The sequence below is a fragment of the Blautia sp. HCP3S3_D9 genome, from assembly GCF_052063845.1.
Lineage (GTDB): Bacteria > Bacillota > Clostridia > Lachnospirales > Lachnospiraceae > Blautia_A.
On sequence record NZ_JBQHWS010000081.1, the window covers coordinates 1 to 16,271 of the forward strand.

The 16,271-nt window shown below is 35.5% G+C and carries 18 protein-coding genes and 1 pseudogene; 12 read left to right on the plus strand and 7 right to left on the minus strand.

The annotated features are described in order from the left end of the window. The 7 genes and pseudogenes from ACTNES_RS13950 to ACTNES_RS13980 form a co-directional block, all read left to right on the plus strand. Window positions 1-756, plus strand: a pseudogene (locus ACTNES_RS13950) (DUF3849 domain-containing protein); the annotation flags it as partial. Beyond that, the gene (locus ACTNES_RS13955) at window positions 753-1,004 is read left to right on the plus strand and encodes a transposon-transfer assisting family protein (RefSeq protein ID WP_173761436.1); all 252 of its coding nucleotides are present in this window, start codon (window positions 753-755) and stop codon (window positions 1,002-1,004) included. The pseudogene ACTNES_RS13950 and the gene ACTNES_RS13955, both read left to right, overlap by 4 nt. A gap of 335 nt (window positions 1,005-1,339) precedes the next feature. Beyond that, window positions 1,340-1,870: an RNA polymerase sigma factor gene (locus tag ACTNES_RS13960; RefSeq protein ID WP_173761435.1), complete on the plus strand. Its 531-nt coding sequence runs from the start codon at window positions 1,340-1,342 to the stop codon at window positions 1,868-1,870. After that, window positions 1,860-2,624: a hypothetical protein gene (locus tag ACTNES_RS13965; RefSeq protein WP_441039727.1), complete on the plus strand. Its 765-nt coding sequence runs from the start codon at window positions 1,860-1,862 to the stop codon at window positions 2,622-2,624. The genes ACTNES_RS13960 and ACTNES_RS13965 overlap by 11 nt, the downstream gene beginning before the upstream one ends. Continuing rightward, window positions 2,612-3,502 (plus strand): ABC transporter ATP-binding protein, encoded by an 891-nt coding sequence (locus tag ACTNES_RS13970; protein WP_173909207.1) that lies wholly within the window; start codon window positions 2,612-2,614, stop codon window positions 3,500-3,502. The genes ACTNES_RS13965 and ACTNES_RS13970 overlap by 13 nt, the downstream gene beginning before the upstream one ends. Continuing rightward, window positions 3,489-4,229: a hypothetical protein gene (locus ACTNES_RS13975; RefSeq protein ID WP_441039730.1), complete on the plus strand. Its 741-nt coding sequence runs from the start codon at window positions 3,489-3,491 to the stop codon at window positions 4,227-4,229. The genes ACTNES_RS13970 and ACTNES_RS13975 overlap by 14 nt, the downstream gene beginning before the upstream one ends. A 516-nt stretch (window positions 4,230-4,745) precedes the next feature. Further along, entirely contained in the window at window positions 4,746-5,168 is a 423-nt protein-coding gene (locus ACTNES_RS13980) for a winged helix-turn-helix domain-containing protein (protein WP_441039732.1), read from the plus strand. Here ACTNES_RS13980 and ACTNES_RS13985 read toward each other — a convergent pair. From ACTNES_RS13985 to mobC, 5 genes are all read right to left on the minus strand, one after another. Next, a complete protein-coding gene (locus ACTNES_RS13985) occupies window positions 5,165-6,079 on the minus strand; it encodes an IS3 family transposase (RefSeq protein WP_076777595.1) in 915 nt (304 codons plus the stop codon). The genes ACTNES_RS13980 and ACTNES_RS13985 overlap by 4 nt on opposite strands. Next, window positions 6,076-6,360 carry a transposase gene (locus ACTNES_RS13990; RefSeq protein ID WP_005612369.1) on the minus strand — a complete coding sequence of 95 codons (285 nt, stop codon included), beginning with the start codon at window positions 6,358-6,360 and terminating at the stop codon, window positions 6,076-6,078. The genes ACTNES_RS13985 and ACTNES_RS13990 overlap by 4 nt, the downstream gene beginning before the upstream one ends. 166 nt (window positions 6,361-6,526) lie before the next feature. Next, window positions 6,527-6,880 (minus strand): hypothetical protein, encoded by a 354-nt coding sequence (locus ACTNES_RS13995; protein ID WP_441039734.1) that lies wholly within the window; start codon window positions 6,878-6,880, stop codon window positions 6,527-6,529. After that, window positions 6,874-7,905 (minus strand): relaxase/mobilization nuclease domain-containing protein, encoded by a 1,032-nt coding sequence (locus tag ACTNES_RS14000; protein ID WP_441039736.1) that lies wholly within the window; start codon window positions 7,903-7,905, stop codon window positions 6,874-6,876. The genes ACTNES_RS13995 and ACTNES_RS14000 overlap by 7 nt, the downstream gene beginning before the upstream one ends. After that, window positions 7,854-8,102 (minus strand): plasmid mobilization relaxosome protein MobC, encoded by a 249-nt coding sequence (mobC, locus tag ACTNES_RS14005; protein ID WP_330422422.1) that lies wholly within the window; start codon window positions 8,100-8,102, stop codon window positions 7,854-7,856. Before mobC ends, ACTNES_RS14000 begins: the two co-directional genes overlap by 52 nt. Between mobC and ACTNES_RS14010 the strand changes: the two genes are divergently transcribed. The 5 genes from ACTNES_RS14010 to ACTNES_RS14030 all read left to right on the plus strand — a co-directional run bounded on the left by ACTNES_RS14010 (window position 8,102) and on the right by ACTNES_RS14030 (window position 13,910). Then, entirely contained in the window at window positions 8,102-8,407 is a 306-nt protein-coding gene (locus ACTNES_RS14010) for a hypothetical protein (protein WP_117592916.1), read from the plus strand. The two genes, mobC and ACTNES_RS14010, sit on opposite strands and share 1 nt — an antisense overlap. Next, window positions 8,404-8,649 (plus strand): transposon-transfer assisting family protein, encoded by a 246-nt coding sequence (locus tag ACTNES_RS14015; protein WP_015524609.1) that lies wholly within the window; start codon window positions 8,404-8,406, stop codon window positions 8,647-8,649. The genes ACTNES_RS14010 and ACTNES_RS14015 overlap by 4 nt, the downstream gene beginning before the upstream one ends. Window positions 8,650-9,375: 726 nt before the next feature. Continuing rightward, entirely contained in the window at window positions 9,376-11,478 is a 2,103-nt protein-coding gene (locus ACTNES_RS14020) for a penicillin-binding transpeptidase domain-containing protein (RefSeq protein ID WP_441039739.1), read from the plus strand. 40 nt (window positions 11,479-11,518) lie between these two features. Beyond that, window positions 11,519-12,676: a DUF6070 family protein gene (locus ACTNES_RS14025; protein WP_441039741.1), complete on the plus strand. Its 1,158-nt coding sequence runs from the start codon at window positions 11,519-11,521 to the stop codon at window positions 12,674-12,676. Further along, a complete protein-coding gene (locus tag ACTNES_RS14030) occupies window positions 12,663-13,910 on the plus strand; it encodes a DUF6070 family protein (protein WP_055059611.1) in 1,248 nt (415 codons plus the stop codon). The genes ACTNES_RS14025 and ACTNES_RS14030 overlap by 14 nt, the downstream gene beginning before the upstream one ends. A 27-nt stretch (window positions 13,911-13,937) precedes the next feature. Here the strand turns inward: ACTNES_RS14030 and ACTNES_RS14035 are convergent, their stop codons facing one another. Together ACTNES_RS14035 and ACTNES_RS14040 are read right to left on the minus strand one after the other, a co-directional pair. Next, complete coding sequence (locus ACTNES_RS14035) at window positions 13,938-15,734, minus strand: BlaR1 family beta-lactam sensor/signal transducer (protein WP_441035267.1); 1,797 nt, start codon at window positions 15,732-15,734, stop codon at window positions 13,938-13,940. Window positions 15,735-15,744: 10 nt separating this feature from the next. After that, complete coding sequence (locus ACTNES_RS14040) at window positions 15,745-16,119, minus strand: BlaI/MecI/CopY family transcriptional regulator (protein WP_092073165.1); 375 nt, start codon at window positions 16,117-16,119, stop codon at window positions 15,745-15,747. Window positions 16,120-16,271 lie beyond the last annotated feature (152 nt).

Genomic DNA, 16,271 nt, shown 5'->3' on the forward strand with positions numbered 1-16,271 from the left:
AGGGAAGAACAGGTGAAGAAAATCACAGAGGACATTTTGAATCAGAAAACAGGGTGTTTAAAGGACTGGCTGGTTGAAGTATCGGAAGAATCTGATATAGACAGTGATGTGATAACTGCCCGGTCATTACTTTCCCGCCTGGAAAATGCAGAAACCTTTTCTATCTTTACCAGACAATCAGAACAGGAACAGCCGGAAGCTACGATTACTTTTTATGTGGCAGAGTGTATGGAGTTTCCGGTCATGGGAGAATACCATAATAATCTTACTCTGGAAGAAGCGATTAAGATTTATGAAAGTATTCCGGCAGATCGACTGCATGGAGGCAAAGGGATTGGTTTTGACCTGCAGGACGGGGATAAGGATTATTCTGGAGAGTACGAACTGATGTGTTGGGACAGAGTAGACAGGGAACTGATAGATATGATTCCGCATTATAAGGAAAGTCCATTGGTACAGAAAGCAATTAACGATATGGAAAAGTATTTGAATGAGAAACATGGAAAAGTGCAGGAAGCAGAACAGACTGTGGAAGTGAAACAGGAAGTTCCAGAAGCACCAGTCAAGAAAGAATCCGTATCAGTAGAACCAAACCGGGAACAAAACAAAGAGCCTGCAAAGGGTGGAAAAGGAGAACTGAAAAAATCCGTACTGCAGTCATTGAAAGAGTTTCAGGCAAGAGCAAAAGCACAGGAGCAGAAAGAAACGGAAACTGAAAAATCCAAAGCACGTAAGAAGGGGGAGGTAGAATTATGATGGATCTGGCAATGAACTTTGATACAGATGAATGCTTAGTGACCGCAATGTTTGATAAAGGCAACAGAAATGACACGATGGAAGCCATCGGCAATATTATTCCATTTCTGGAAGGGGATGAGGATATGATCGGGCTTGTCTGCAATACCATAAGAAAGCTGTTCTGCATGAGCAATGAAGGCTATGAGATTTTTCTTATGGACTTAGAAGATTATAAAGCGGAACTGGAAGAGGAGGACGAGGAATGAGTACAAAACAGCCATCAGAGCAATAGAGAAAGAAATCAGAGCTGTCAAATTGACAGAAAGTCATAGATAATGGAGAAAATCATCTCAGTATGGAGAGGGTAGAAGATTTCTACTACAACATGCCTAATGAATAATACCCTAAAGATAAAAATGCTCTTGTTATTTATTTGAAAAGAAATTCGATTTGTAGGGCACAGTTTTAGGATTTATAATAAATGGTATGATTCATATGAAAATAAAGTGTAATAGGAATAAAAAATTATTTTATAGTGAACTTTTTTGCCTTTATGGAGGTTATATAGGGTGTAAAACGTTTTATGATTGGAGAAAACGCTATGAAAGACAGTGAATTGATTCAAAAAGTGCATAGCGGAAGTAAAGAAGCGGTTGACATTATTGTTGAGCAATATTATGCAGATATTTATCGCTTTTGCTTATATATGGTTCAAACCGAGGATGATGCTTACGATATTGCACAAGAAACATTTTTGAAATTCATTAAATATGGAACTTCTTATAAACATAAAAATCTTAAAGGCTATCTCCTGACGATTGCAAGAAATATATGTTTTAATTATTTCCGAGACAAAAAGGAAAAAGGAACAGCCGTTGATTGTGAGAAATTTGCCAATATTTCAAATCACAGAGATTTTTTGAATGAAGCTACGGATGCCATTTATTTGAGGAGTTTGTTAAATGAACTTTCGCGAGATATAAAGGAGGTTGTTATTTTGCGTATTTATGAAGAAATGAAATTTAAAGACATAGCAAAGATTATGGGATGTAGTGTTTCTACTACAAAATCTCGATTTCGCTTAGGGGTAAATCAGCTAAAAAAGATAATGGAGAACGATTATGAAAAATAGTGAAATAAAGAATCTTTTTACAAAAGCAGATCAGCAACTTTGGGTTGATAAAACTAGAAAACAAAAAACTTATAATGTGATGATTGAAGAACTGGAAAAACAAAAAATACCAATGATGTCTGAAAAAAATATTTTACTTCATCAGCTTTATTACATGGATAAATTATTTTTTGTTGTTTATGGTGTTATTATTTGTTTAGGAATCATTGCTATTGCTGCGTTACAGCATACTGGAGTGGATCAGAATGAAATGATTATGATATGTATGGGGGGAGCTGGGCTTCTTAGCATAATGTCTATCAGTGTGATTGATAAATTATTTTTTGGGAGAGTAGGAGAGTTGGGAGAGAGCTGTTATTTTAATACAAAACAGTGTGTTGCTACATGGTTGGTATTGTCCGGGATGATAAATGGTGCAATGTTGCTTTTGATAGTGAACTATTTGAGCTGGCATTGGAAAATTGGACTATTACAGGTCGGGTTGTATATTTTAACACCATATCTGTTATCGAATGTTATTGCGCTAGGAATTTTATCAATGGAAACGAGAAGAAAAAGAGTGTCTTTGTTTGGCATGAGTGTATTTTTTTTACCAATCAGTTATGGAGTGATTGGTTCCATTCCAGGAATATTTTTAATAACAGCACTGTGGATGTGGATGGTAGCTTTTTTTGTGTTAGGTATTCTAATTGTAATGCAAGTAAAAAGATTACTTAATAAAATGGAAAAAGGGGAAATATTATGCATGAATTAAAGTTGATGGATATAGAGAAAAGATATAAGGATAAAGAAGCGGTTAGAAAGTTTAATTATACATTCGTAAATGGAGTATATGGGTTGCTAGGAGAAAATGGCGCGGGAAAAACAACATTAATGAGGTTGATTTGTGGTATTTTAAAGCCAACAACAGGAAATATTTACTGTGATAATATTGAAATTGCGAGTATGGGAGCAGAGTATCGAAAACTATTGGGATATTTACCGCAGGATTTTGGATATTATGATGAATTTACTGCTGAACGATTTCTTCGATATATGGCTGCATTGAAAGCCTTGCCAAAAGAATATGCAGATAGTCGCATTGAGGAACTTTTAGATCTGGTAGAGCTGAAAAATAAGAAAAAGAAAAAATTGAAGACTTTTTCAGGGGGAATGATACGAAGAATAGGAATTGCACAGGCACTTTTGAATGATCCAGAAATTTTGATACTGGATGAACCTACGGCTGGACTGGATCCAAAGGAGAGGGTACGTTTCAGGAAAGTGATTAGTTCTCTTGGGAAAAACAGGATAGTTTTATTGTCTACGCATATAGTGTCTGATATCGATTATATTGCAGACAAAATCTTAATTATGAAGAATGGTGAATTGATTCAAGAAGGAACAGAAAAAAAGATTATAGAAAAAGTGGAGGGACATGTTTGGAAATGTGTAGTGTCAGAAAAAGAAGCGGAACGAATAGAGAATCTGTATATAGTGAGTAATATGAGAAACAGTGGAGAAAACGTAGAATTAAGAATTATTTCAAAAAAACAACCTGTAGTAAATGCGAAAAATGTGGAAAGTACACTCGAAGATGCATATCTTTATCATTCACAAATGATGGAAGGAGAAAAAAGTGCGACTTTATAGAACAGAAATATATAAACTTTTTCATAATAAAATATTTAAAATAGGAATGTTGGCGGTGATGGGGTTAATATTATTATATTTTGGTCTGGTAGAGGTAGGTGGAGAAATAGCAACAGTAGATGGAAAGTTCTATTCTGGTTATGAAGCTGTGCAGGTGAATAGGAAAATTACGGAAGAGTTTGAAGGTGAGTTAACAGATAAAAAAGTAAACCAGATTGTTGAAAAATATGGCTTGCCTTCAAAATTAGAGGAAAATATGCCAGGCTGGAGAGATGGAAATTTTTTGAATGATTTTGTTACGCGATATTTTACCAATGGATCATGGGAGAGTGGGGAACTTCCAACGGAAAGATATTCTCTAGAAAAAACAGAATTGGGAGAAACTTATAATCAAATTAAAAAAACTCCTTATTTGGCATATACAACAGGGTGGAAAGTATTTGTTGAAATGCTTCAGTTTGGCTTGATTTTGGGAAGTATATTGATAATTTGCGTGGTATCAACCATTTATGCAGAGGAAAGTCAGACTAAAATGTTACCATTAATTTTTAGTACAAAGGAAGGAAAAAGGAAAGATATTACCGCAAAAATCTTTGCCTCTTTTACATTTACTATTTTTTTATTTTTATGGATTATAGTAGTTAATCTCATATTATGTTGGACGATATATGGTTTGGATGGATTTAATAATATATCTGCGGTAGTGCTTTCTAATTGTAGAATGTAGCCGGTATTGTTTTGGAAATATTTGACAATTTTGGTGGGGTTAAATTTTGAAGCAGTCTTATCACTATGTGCAATAACGTTATGCGTTTCAGCATATCAGGATAGTTCTTTTGGTGCAGTGATTGTTTCGACTGTGTGTTGGGGTTTACCTGTTTTAATAAGAATGTTTTTTGGCGGATTTTTGGCTGTTATAGTAAATTCTATGCCAGTCTTTCTAATTATGACAGAAATGGTAAATGACATATATCATATGAGAGCACTTATATGGGGAGTAAATTTTTGTTTTGCTATAATCTGCTTGTTTAAAGGCACAATTCATTATAAGACAAAACAGTTGGCATAATATACCGTGTATTTTCGTAGAAGAAAAATATCGTTTTAGTCCGTAGATTTAATTTAGATTGGCAGTGGTCAATTGATGTTAAGATAATAAGAAATTCATTATAACTTTCTGGATGAAAAAGTCAAATGGCAGATGATATATAGAATATAAATTAATAATGTAGAGGCAATAAAGGTGAAAAAGATAGAAATTATTGAGAGAATCACAGATGCTAATGGAAGCATAAGTGAAAACATATTGACTAGCTGGGAACATAAAAACCAATTCATACCGGAAATTATAAGGTTTGGAGAATTAAAAATATATCTGCAGGAACGAATTGTTAAAAAGAATGATAGTGATGTTCACCTTTCAAAATATGAATATGATATTTTACTTCTTTTAGCGAAAAGTCCAGGTAGAATATTTGGAAAAGAACTGGTTTATGATTTGGTATGGAATGAACCTTATTCCGGTGATTATAATGTGGTTATGCGACATATCTGCAATATCAGAGAAAAAATAGAAGATGATCCTGGACAACCATTATATATACAAACAGTGGTCCTATGTCAAGATTTAGTACAAGTTAAAATGAGAAATTTCTCCCCATTTTAACCTGCCAGAAGCTCAGCCTCAGTGTGCGTTCTTTCATACACTCGTTCGAATTCGTTTGGCGACATATAGTTGCAATGGCTATGAATTCGTTTCGTATTGTAGAAAGCTTCCAGATATTCAAAAATCAACTGGTATGCCTGCTTATAGTCGCGAATTTTAAAGCGATTGAGCCATTCACGTTTGATAATAGAATGAAAGGATTCAATGCATGCATTATCCCACGGAAAAGCTTTCTTCGAATAACTGCGCTGCATATTTTCGGTTGCTTTTTTATATTCCTTTGCAACATATTGGCTGCCACGATCCGAATGGATAATTAATGGTTGATCGATATTTCGGCGAGCTTTGGCTTTGTTTATAGTATCAATCACGTAAGATACTTCCAGTGTTTCTGAAAGCGTCCAGGCTATGATTTTTCTGGAAAATAAATCCATAACACTGGTCAGATAGACAAATCCATCTATTGTCCAGATGTAGGTAATATCCGAACACCAGACTGCATTCGGACGATCAGGATTAAATTGCTCATCAAGGATATTTTGTAATTCAGTGCTGAAATCGGAATCTTTTGTGGTGATCGTCCATGGTTTGCTCCACTGAGCACGGATCCCCATTTGGCGCATATATGTACCAACGGTTCTTTCCGAAATGACTTCACCAGTTTTTCGAAGTTCTACAGTGATTTTCGGAGCACCGTAGTTCTGCTTGGAATCATCATAAATATCCTGTATTTTTGCTTTTACAGCTTTACGACGTTTTTCTGTATCAGAAGGTACGTGGTGGAGCCATGCAAGATATCCTGAGCGAGAGACACCTAAAAATTTCAACATTCCGGAGACGGAAACCCGGCGTCCAGCCTTTTTGGCAGCTTCCGTCTTCTCAGACACTTCAAGATAAATGGCTTCCGTCATTTTCCCAGAATGTTGATTGCTTTTTTTAACACATCGAGTGCATCTTGGGCATCGCGTAATTCACGTCTGAGACGGGCAATTTCCTTCTGCTCATCAGATGCATAATTACCAGAACCACGAACAGGAATATCACCTGATTCCCGGAAGTCTTTCAGCCATTTTGTTAATGTGCTGTATCCGATGCCAAGATTTTCTGCACATCCACGTACTCCGAGATCTTTGTGATCCTGATAGTACTGGACTGCATCAAGTTTAAATTGTTTGTCATGTTGCTTTGCCATATGAGATCCTCCTTCAGCATGCTTCTATTGTATCATGCTTATGTGTATTTGGAATTTCTCATTTTGGCTTGTACTATTTATATTCTAGCACCACAGTACGAGGTGTAGGATATCGGTTTAACGGAAATTTAGGCAGCGAGTGAAATCGCTGCCTATTATTATGGTTTTACAAAGAAGGGAGTTGGTTATGAGAAGATCTTTGTATTTCAGGAGCATCCTGTTTGAGATATTTGGACAGGTTTTGATGTATCAATTCCAACTCTTTTATTTCTTGCTTAAAGGAAACGTATTGAGTATTTAGTGATTCCTTTCTGGAAATAAGATCTGCAATTTGCTCCTGTAACTTATTAGTATTAAGATGCTTCAGATTCATGCCATTTTCCTGTAAAATATGTTCAGCACCCGCGAAAAGAATAATTTGAGATTCATATTTACGGAAATAACGATCTGGATCTTTGGAGCTTTTATAATGGTCGTCGTAAATTTTATTTTTCTGATATTGTTCGGCATATTTTAGCATTTCTCGAGATGGCGTATCTGAGACTCGAGAGAAACAACAGAGGTATTTACCTCTTTTTGCTGCATATGTAACAAGGCTATGCGGTCTTCAAGTTCTGAAAAATTATGTAGATTATGTGTGAACATCTTGTTATATTCAGCAGAGACAATTTTTAAATTTTCCTTATTTGCCCATTTCTGAAGTCCAATGTTTCCTGCTATATTGGGAGTGTTGGTGTCTATTAACTTATTACGAACAGAAGGAACAGTAGTTCTGTGGAGCTTATTATTAATGCGTTCTTTGATACGTTCCTTAGTAAAATTTTTTCCTAAAGATTTAGCACTTCCACGCACTGGATGGGACATATCGGGAGAACGAAAGGTAATGTATTTTCTGCTGTTTTCGCCAAATTCTGCGTTTTTTATTTCATATCCTTTAGCTTCCATAAATGCAAGAAATTCTGAATAAGTGGAAACGATTCGGATTGTCTGGTTGATATCTTTTCGCAGCTGCGCTTTTTTACTGGATTCAGATTTATTTGCAGCCCATTCATTGTATTTCATTCCTTTTTTACCATCTGGCATAATTGTGGACAGGTTATGTTCCTGGCATAAAGTGTCGCTGAGATTTCGTATTTTCCAGTAATTCTTTTTACAGTCATGGTAATGAGAAAAAGTGATGTTATCTGCAGAACAGAAAATTAAATGGTTATGTACATGACCTTTATCAGTGTGTGTTGTCAGAACATAGGAGTATTTTCCCTCCAATAAGCGATCCGCAAGTTCTTTGCCAATTTGATGGGCTTCTTCATAGGAAACTTCACCAGGGGAAAATGCCTGAATCAGATGAAATGCCTTATTTGCATTATGTGCATCTCGGCAGTCATGTGTGTGATCCAAAGTGTATTTAAAGTCAAGAACTGCTGTTTCAGGAGAGCAGGCAAAGGAAGAAATATATAGTTTCTGGTCTGTTTTATGTGGATTGCAGATGTATTCTATTGCTTTATCAACGGTTGTTTTGATACCATGGATTTTTGTAACTGCCATATTTTTTCCATTAACTCCTTTATATCGTCCAGATCCTTTTGGTAAACTGCATTGGTGCTGTTTATACGACGGGTGATCTGATTCAAATTACTGCTGATATTTCCCAGCAGGGTATTCATTTTTCGGATATGAGAGTAGTCTACTTCATATACAAATCCATCTGATTGATATGATTCCACATTATAAAGAAAGTCCATTGGTACAGAAAGCAATCAACGATATGGAAAAATATCTGAACGAGAAACATGAAAAGGTGCAGGAAACAAAACAGACTGTGGAAGTGAAACAGGAAGTTCCAGAAGCACCAGTCAAGAAAGAATCCGGATCAGTGGAACCGAACCGGGCACAAAAGAAAGAGCCGGCAAAGGGCGAAAAAGGGGAACTGAAAAAATCTGTGCTGCAGTCGTTGAAAAAGTTTCAGGCAAGGGCAAAAGCACAGGAACAGAAAAATAAAGAAGCAGAAAAAACCAAAGCACATAAGAAGGGGGATGTAGAATTATGATGGATCTGACAATGAACTTTGATACAGACGAATGTTTAGTAACCGCAATGTTTGATAAAGGAAACAGAAATGACACAATGGAAGCAATCGACCATATCATTCCATTTCTAAAAGGGGATGCGGATATGATTAGGCTTGTCTGCAATACCCTAAGAAAGCTGTTATGCATGAGTGATGAAGGCTATGAGACTTTTCTTATGGACTTGGAAGATTATAAATCGGAACTGGAAGAGAGGGAATGAATTCAAGCCAGAGTGCAGTATAGCAGGTGAAAGATGAGAAGCGAAGGAAAAAGTGTCAGCATTGAGAAGTGTTAACAGGTATATATTGGAAGAATTCAGCCAGGGGAACTCTGGCTGATATAAAAACACATCTGCAGAAATAGTGACTGAAGAAATTTTGAGTAGTGGAATTGGGAAGAAGTATTTAGATACTATAATAAAGAGATTAGCTGGCTTGTATACTAACAGAGAGGACATAGTAAACAGATTTGCGTTATTATCAGGGATTGTAGGGAGATTCCGAAGAGCTTTTGTTCAGATGATGAAACAATAGGATTGGTACAGGAAATATATGGAACAAAAGTTAATAAAGGGATTTGTTGCGTTTTCTGCTATAATAATCTGCCAGCAAAGAATGTGTTGTCTGAATATGTTTGTGATTATAAGAAACGAGCAGGGTTATTTCAAAGATCAGCAGATTTAGAGTAGTTCTTTTTTTTCTGAGAGAAAATTAAAAATCGTTTTTGGTTCTTCTGGAGAGTGATTATAGCGTTTGGGAAACATCCGGAGAAACCATTACCTCAGAGTGTCGTAAAGTTCTTTATCAAAGAAGGCTTTGAGATGCCCTTTCTTTTTTATGCAAATCTTTTCTCTTGTCTACATATATAAACCTAAGAAAAAGCTTGACGTTTAAATATTACAAGTGTAATATTTAAGAAAATATGAAAAAAGGAGAAATAAAACTATATGAGAAAAAAGAAAAGAAAAAAACACACGAAGATTATTACAAAAATAGTTTTATTTAGCGGTATATTGATTGGTGGTGGAATCGGTATTGTAACAATAATGAATTGTAATGTTCCTGAAAAAAGACTAATGGAATATATGAAATATATTGAAAAAGGGGAATATGAGCAAATGTATGCCATGCTGGATCAGAAAAAAAGCAGCATGAACAGTAAGGAAGAATTTATAGAACGAAATTCTAAAATATATGAAGGCATTGAGGTGTCTGATCTGTCCATAACCGATATTACAGTAAAAAGACAAGAAAACGGAAATGCGGCAGTTTCCTATTCAACAAATATGCAGACTGCTGCAGGAAATGTAGAATTTACCAACGATGCGGTATTTTCACATGATTGGACAGGATATCATTTAATCTGGCAGGATCAGTTGATTTTTCCAGAGTTATCTGCAACGGATAAAGTTCAGGTAACGTCAGAAGAGGCAAAGAGAGGAGATATTTTAGACAGAAATGGTCGTCAGTTGGCTGGAGAGGGAACTGCATCTTCGGTAGGAATTGTTCCGGGCAGGATGGAGAACAGAGAAGATACAATAAAAAAACTGGCAGAGTATCTTGGAATTGGAGCAGACGAAATTGAGGATAAGTTAAAAGCCGGTTGGGTAAAAGCAGATTCTTTTGTACCAGTAGCAACAATTCCTAAAATACAAGAGGTCGATCTTTTGACAGTGAATCCGGATAAAACTGTTCTGGAAGAAAAAGAAAAGCAGGACACATTATTGAAGATTCCAGGTATTATGTTATCTGATGTAAAAGTACGAACTTATTATCTAAAAGAAGCTGCCTCTCATCTGGTAGGGTATGTACAGGCGGTTACAGCCGAAGATTTGCAGGAACATAAAGGGGAAGGGTATCGTACAAACAGTGTGATTGGAAAGACTGGACTGGAAACGCTTTATGAAAAAGAACTAAAAGGAACAGATGGGTGTGAAATCTGTATTGTAGATGCAAATGGAAATAAAAAAAGTGTTATTGCATATGAGCCTAGAAAAGATGGAGAAGATATCCATACTACGATTGATGGTGATCTTCAAAGTACTCTTTATGAACAATTTAAAGAAGACAGAGGATGTTCTGTAGCTTTGAATCCTTATACAGGGGAAGTATTGGCGTTGGTAAGTACGCCATCTTATGATAATAATGATTTTGTACGTGGAATGGACAACAGCCAGTGGAGTGCATTAAATGAAAATGAAGACAGGCCTTTATACAACCGCTTTCGCCAGACATGGTGTCCTGGCTCAACTTTTAAACCTGTAATTGCTGCAATTGGATTAAAAGTGGGGGCATTTACTGCAAATGACGATTTTGGAAATGAGGGTCTGGCGTGGCAGAAAGATTCCTCGTGGGGAGATTATACAGTGACTACACTTCATGATTATGAACCTGTGATCTTGAAAAATGCGCTTATTTATTCAGATAATATTTATTTTGCAAAAGCAGCATTAAAAATTGGTGCGGATCAACTGATGCAGTCTCTAAATCAAATAGGATTTAATCAGGAACTTCCATTTGATATTAAAATGTCAGAGTCCCAATATTCTAATATGGACAAGATAGAAACAGAAATCCAGCTTGCTGACAGTGGGTATGGACAGGGACAGATTCTGGTAAATCCTTTGCATCTTGCAAGCATTTATACGGCTTTTCTAAATGATGGAAATATGATAAAGCCATATCTTCACGCGGATGGTGGAAGCACTTCCAGTGAAATCTGGATAAAAGATGCTTTTTCACCACAAATTGTTTCGGAGGTTATGGAGGGGTTAGAGGGTGTAGTGAATAACCCGGAAGGAACTGGTTATGGAGCATGCCGGGAAGACATTAGATTAGCAGGAAAAACCGGAACAGCGGAACTGAAAGCTACAAAAGAAGATACATCTGGAACAGAAATTGGCTGGTTTACAGTTTTTACTACAGATAGAGATACAAAGAATCCTATTTTGCTCATCAGTATGGTAGAGAATGTGAAAGATATTGGAGGAAGCGGTTATGTGGTGGAAAAGGATAAGGCGATACTGGATGAATATCTTGGTAATGAATAATTTTTACCTTTAAATATTACAAATGTAAGAGGAAAATGATATGAAAAAAATTTGGAAAATATTTGTGGGAGTTATTTTTCTTGCTGTCTGTAGTGGATGTGGCATAAAGAAAGAGCAGAAAAAGACAATTGAAGATACGAAAGAAAAAATTTACAGAGAGTGTGAAATGCTAGCAGAAGGCTATCGGAACATATATAAGAATGCTGTGAAAGAAAATGCACTATATGAGCTGAGTACAATACAAAAAAGTATGGATTATTTTGGAAAATATGGATATGCAGTAATTGATTCCTACAATCAGCTGGATATGGTTCAAAGTATTAAAGTAGATGATTTTTTGAAAAAAGCAGAAAAAGAGAAGAATGGAAAAACTACTATATTTCAAGTTATAGCAGGGGATCATTTTATCCGGTATGATCTGAAAACCAAACAGGGGAAAATAGACGTTGAAGTAAGCTCTTTTAAATGGAAAGAGGACACTTGGCAGGAAACATATTATCATGAGTTTAGAGCTAATTCATGGAAATATACAGAAAACGGGCATTTCTTTATAGAAGAATATCATCCGGCAGGATATGATGGACCGTCTGGATATCGGGACTTTCGGGTAGCACCGTTAAATAAAAAATGTCGGGAGTTGAATCGAAAATATATACTTCCTTTTGGATATACACTTAATAAATTGTTTACTTCTAATTGGAGTGAAAAAAATTATGATGGAATAAATTTTTATGATGTTTTTGATCGTTTACTTTCAATGGAAGAAAAAACTGATGAATTTAAGGAAGGAAAGACTTATGAAATCCCAAAAGAATCATTTGAAACGATATTTCAAAAATATTTTAATATAAGCGCAGAGATACTGCAGACAGGAACGGTATTTCACACAGAAATACAGACATATCGGTATCGAACCAGAGGAATCGTATATGATTTTGCTCCCACACCATATATTCCATATCCGGAAGTTGTTTCCTACATAGAAAATCAAGATGGAACAATAACACTGGAAGTAAATGCGGTATGGCCACAAAAAGAATTAGATCAGGCGTTTTGTCATAGCGTAACCATTCGGCTGTTAGATAAAGATAGATTTCAATATGTATCCAATTATGTATCAAGGTCAGAAATAGAGGTTACCTGGTATACAGAAAGATTATCAGACGAAAAGTGGGAGGAATGTTATGGAGATAATTGATATGATTACAAAAAGAAAACTGAAAAAGATGATGAGCGTTTTATTTATTTCGGGATGCTTTTTCATAGGAAATACAAAATGTAAAGGGGCTGATTTAGAATATATTTCACAGGAAACTGCGAATTATGCTGTACAAGAAAGAGGATATGATTTGCCAGTAGATGAAGTCGTGAAAGAAGAAGCTATTGAAGATTGTAAGAATGTTATGAATCAGATGAAAGTCATTTATCAAAAGGCGGATAAAGGGACTTCATCGAATATAGTAGTTTCTGAGACAGTAATGGAAGAAATGCAGGAAGTATTAAAGGAAAAAAATGTCCCCGTTATTACATCAGCACCGTATTCAAATATGGCTAATTATTCTAAAATGGAAGAATTTCTTTTCAGGGCAGAACAGGATCTGACAGGAGATATCGTCTTATATAGGATTAACAGGGATGGTGGGATAGAAAGACTCAAATTCAATTATGATGGGACAGATATGTATTTGCTGGCTGTGAAAGCTGTTTGGGGTATGAACGACAATCCATCTATTGTATATGTTTCGTATACAAGGATAGAAGAATGGAAATATACAGAAAAAGGCTGGTTTGGTTATACGCTATGCGTTCCAAAGTATCCGGAAGTATCAGAAGCGGTTGATGGCAGTTCTATGATAAGAATTAAACCTTTAAGTGATGAATGCAGGGAAGTTTCAAAGAGGTGTGTGTATTTGCTTGGATATCAGGGGAATAATCTTTTATGTTCTGATTGGGATAGATCTGATATGGAAGGGTTAGATTATAATGGTTTATATGAATATTTATATCGAATGAAATACGGGGAGAGATATGAGTTTTCAGGTAACTCAAGTGGAATTCCGGCAGAAGAGTTTGAAAATCTGATAATGGAGTTTTTGCCGATAACAGCAGATCAAATTAAAAAATGGGCAGTATTTGATTCGGAACATCAAACTTATGACTGGGAACGATTAGGCTGTTTAAATTATAGCCCTACTTATTTTGGAACATCTTTACCGGAGGTCGTTGAAATAAGAGATAGCGGAGAGGGAAACAGTGTGTTGGTTGTTGATGCTGTATGTGATACATTTATATGTAATGATGCCGTTATTACAAGTGAGCTGACTGTTAAGTTCAACGATGATAAGAGTTTTAAATATATGGGGAATAAAATTCTGAATAATGGTACGAAAGAAGTTCCCAAATATCAATATAGAATAAAAAGAAAGAACTGATAACAACTATCAGCCCTTTCATATTTGTTAATTCCATATATGTAATTTTTTTAAGATATCAGAAGTGATTTCAAATGCTTTTTTGCCAGTTGCATTAGAATCACTTTGGATATTGGTTGCAAAATAATAGCTGTTATCGGAAGTTTCTACATATCCGATAAACCAGCCGTTGATATCCTGTCCGTTGACACGACCGGTTCCAGTTTTTCCGTAGAAATTACCATTAGGTGTACTGGCAATTTTTATAGCATTTTTAACAGAAAATACATTTTGGAAATTTAGATGGAATTCATTTGTGTTAAATTTTTTTAATAATGTTACTTGCTCTAAAGGCGAGATTTTTAATGAAAAATCGGACCAGTATAAATCCAGATTTGAACTGGTTGTTTGGTTTCCATATTCTATTTTATTCAAAAATTCCTGGACTCTGTTAATTCCGAGCTGCGAATCAATTGCCTGGAAATACCAGTTAACGGAATTTTGCATAGCAGAGTTTAAATCCTGATCAGCTTCCCAGGATGGAAAAGGAAAGGCATCACCATTCCATGTCATGGAAGAGTGTTCTGGTGTGATGATTCCGGATTCCAACCCTAATAATGCATCGTATATTTTGTAGGTAGACTCTGGCGGAATACGTTTGGTGGCTTCTTCAAGATCGTATATTTTCCAGGAATCCAAATTATTGTCATACAAAACAAATGATCCATCATATGTTCCAAATGTTTCGGATATATCTAACAGGGAGATATTTTTGTCTGTATCACTAAAATGATATACGCTTTGAGTAGAGGCATCAATGGATAAAATGGGTGTACATCCAATAAAAACAGCACTAATGACCAGATAAATTATCAATGCTCTCATTTTTTGATAAAGAGTTTCTTTCCTAAAAACGGCGATGTTGAGAATACGTCGTTTCATCTGCCTGAAATTTCCGGACATTCCAACTGCCAGTGGAGAGGAAAAAGAGGATATTTTTTCTGCAAAATTAATCAGTGTAGTTCCATAAGCTTGGTATTCATCAGCAGAAATCATCTGCAATACAGCAGAATCACAGGCTATTTCACGGTCACAGAGAATTTCTTTTAAAGTGTACCAAACAAAAGGGTTAAACCAGTAGAGTATATTACTTATGACCATGAGGAAGCCAATAAATGTATCTTTGTGACGGTAATGCTGTAATTCGTGTAGCAGCATAAAACGCATATCATCAGGATTCAGTTCGGAAATTAAATGGATGGGAATGTAAATTCTGGGATGTATTATTCCGATTAAAACTGGTGATTTTAAAAATGCAGTACTGTAGACTGATACTGGGTGAGAGATTTTAAGTTCCTTTAAACAATTGTAATAAATAGTTTTTACCTGCTGATTTTGAAGCGGGAGAGCAGATCTTTTTATGGAATGTACATAGTTTAATGAATGAAGGGTGAGGACTGACATAATCATAACACCCGTTATCCATATTAGAAAGAGTATGGTATTCAAGCCTCCAGAAAATTGACTACTGATGGAAACTGAAAAATCATTCACCTGGTTTAACAAAATATTTTGTGTATTACTGGTAAGTTCGGATAGCGTGTCGGTACCAGAGTTAAGTCCTGAGTCAGTTTGAAAAAAATGTAACCATGAAAAAAGTTGTGAGCCATGAATCTGTACAGGAAAAAATGGCACGGCAAGTAATAAAAATAAAAGAAAACAGAGATGGTACTGTGTAGTCGCAGATAAATATTTTTTCAGAAGTTTTTTTGTTCCGATTATTACAAGTGTAAAAATACATATGAAGATATTACTGATTAAAAAGTGGATGATCCAGTTGCTCATTCAAAACCTCCTATTTCTGATGTTTTGATAATAAATGGCGTAAGTTATCAATTTCTGTTGAAGAGAGCTTATCGTCTTCAAGGTAAGAAGCCAGCATAGAAGAAAGATTTCCATTATAATATCGCTTTAAAAAAGAATTGCTTTCCTGGCGTATATATTCATCTTCTTGGACTAATGGAGTATAGACAAATACCCGGCTTTGTTTTTCGTAGGAAAGAGCTTTTTTGGAAACAAGTCTCTTGATAAGAGTTTGAATTGTTTTTGGACTCCAGCTGGTAGTTAGAGTAAGTTTTTCTGTAATTTCATTTGTATTGATGGGAGCATATTTCCATACAATTTTCATAACTTCAAATTCGGCTTCTGAAATCTGGGGTAGTGACATAATAAAATCCTCCTGCTAAATCCTACATATGTAATAAATATATTACTCAAACTTCCCACATTAAAAATAAGCTTAGCACCTTGAAAAATCAATGTTTTAACCCACAAAATAACAATCAGGCGGCACTTTGTCCGTATTCCAATGCTTCCTGCATG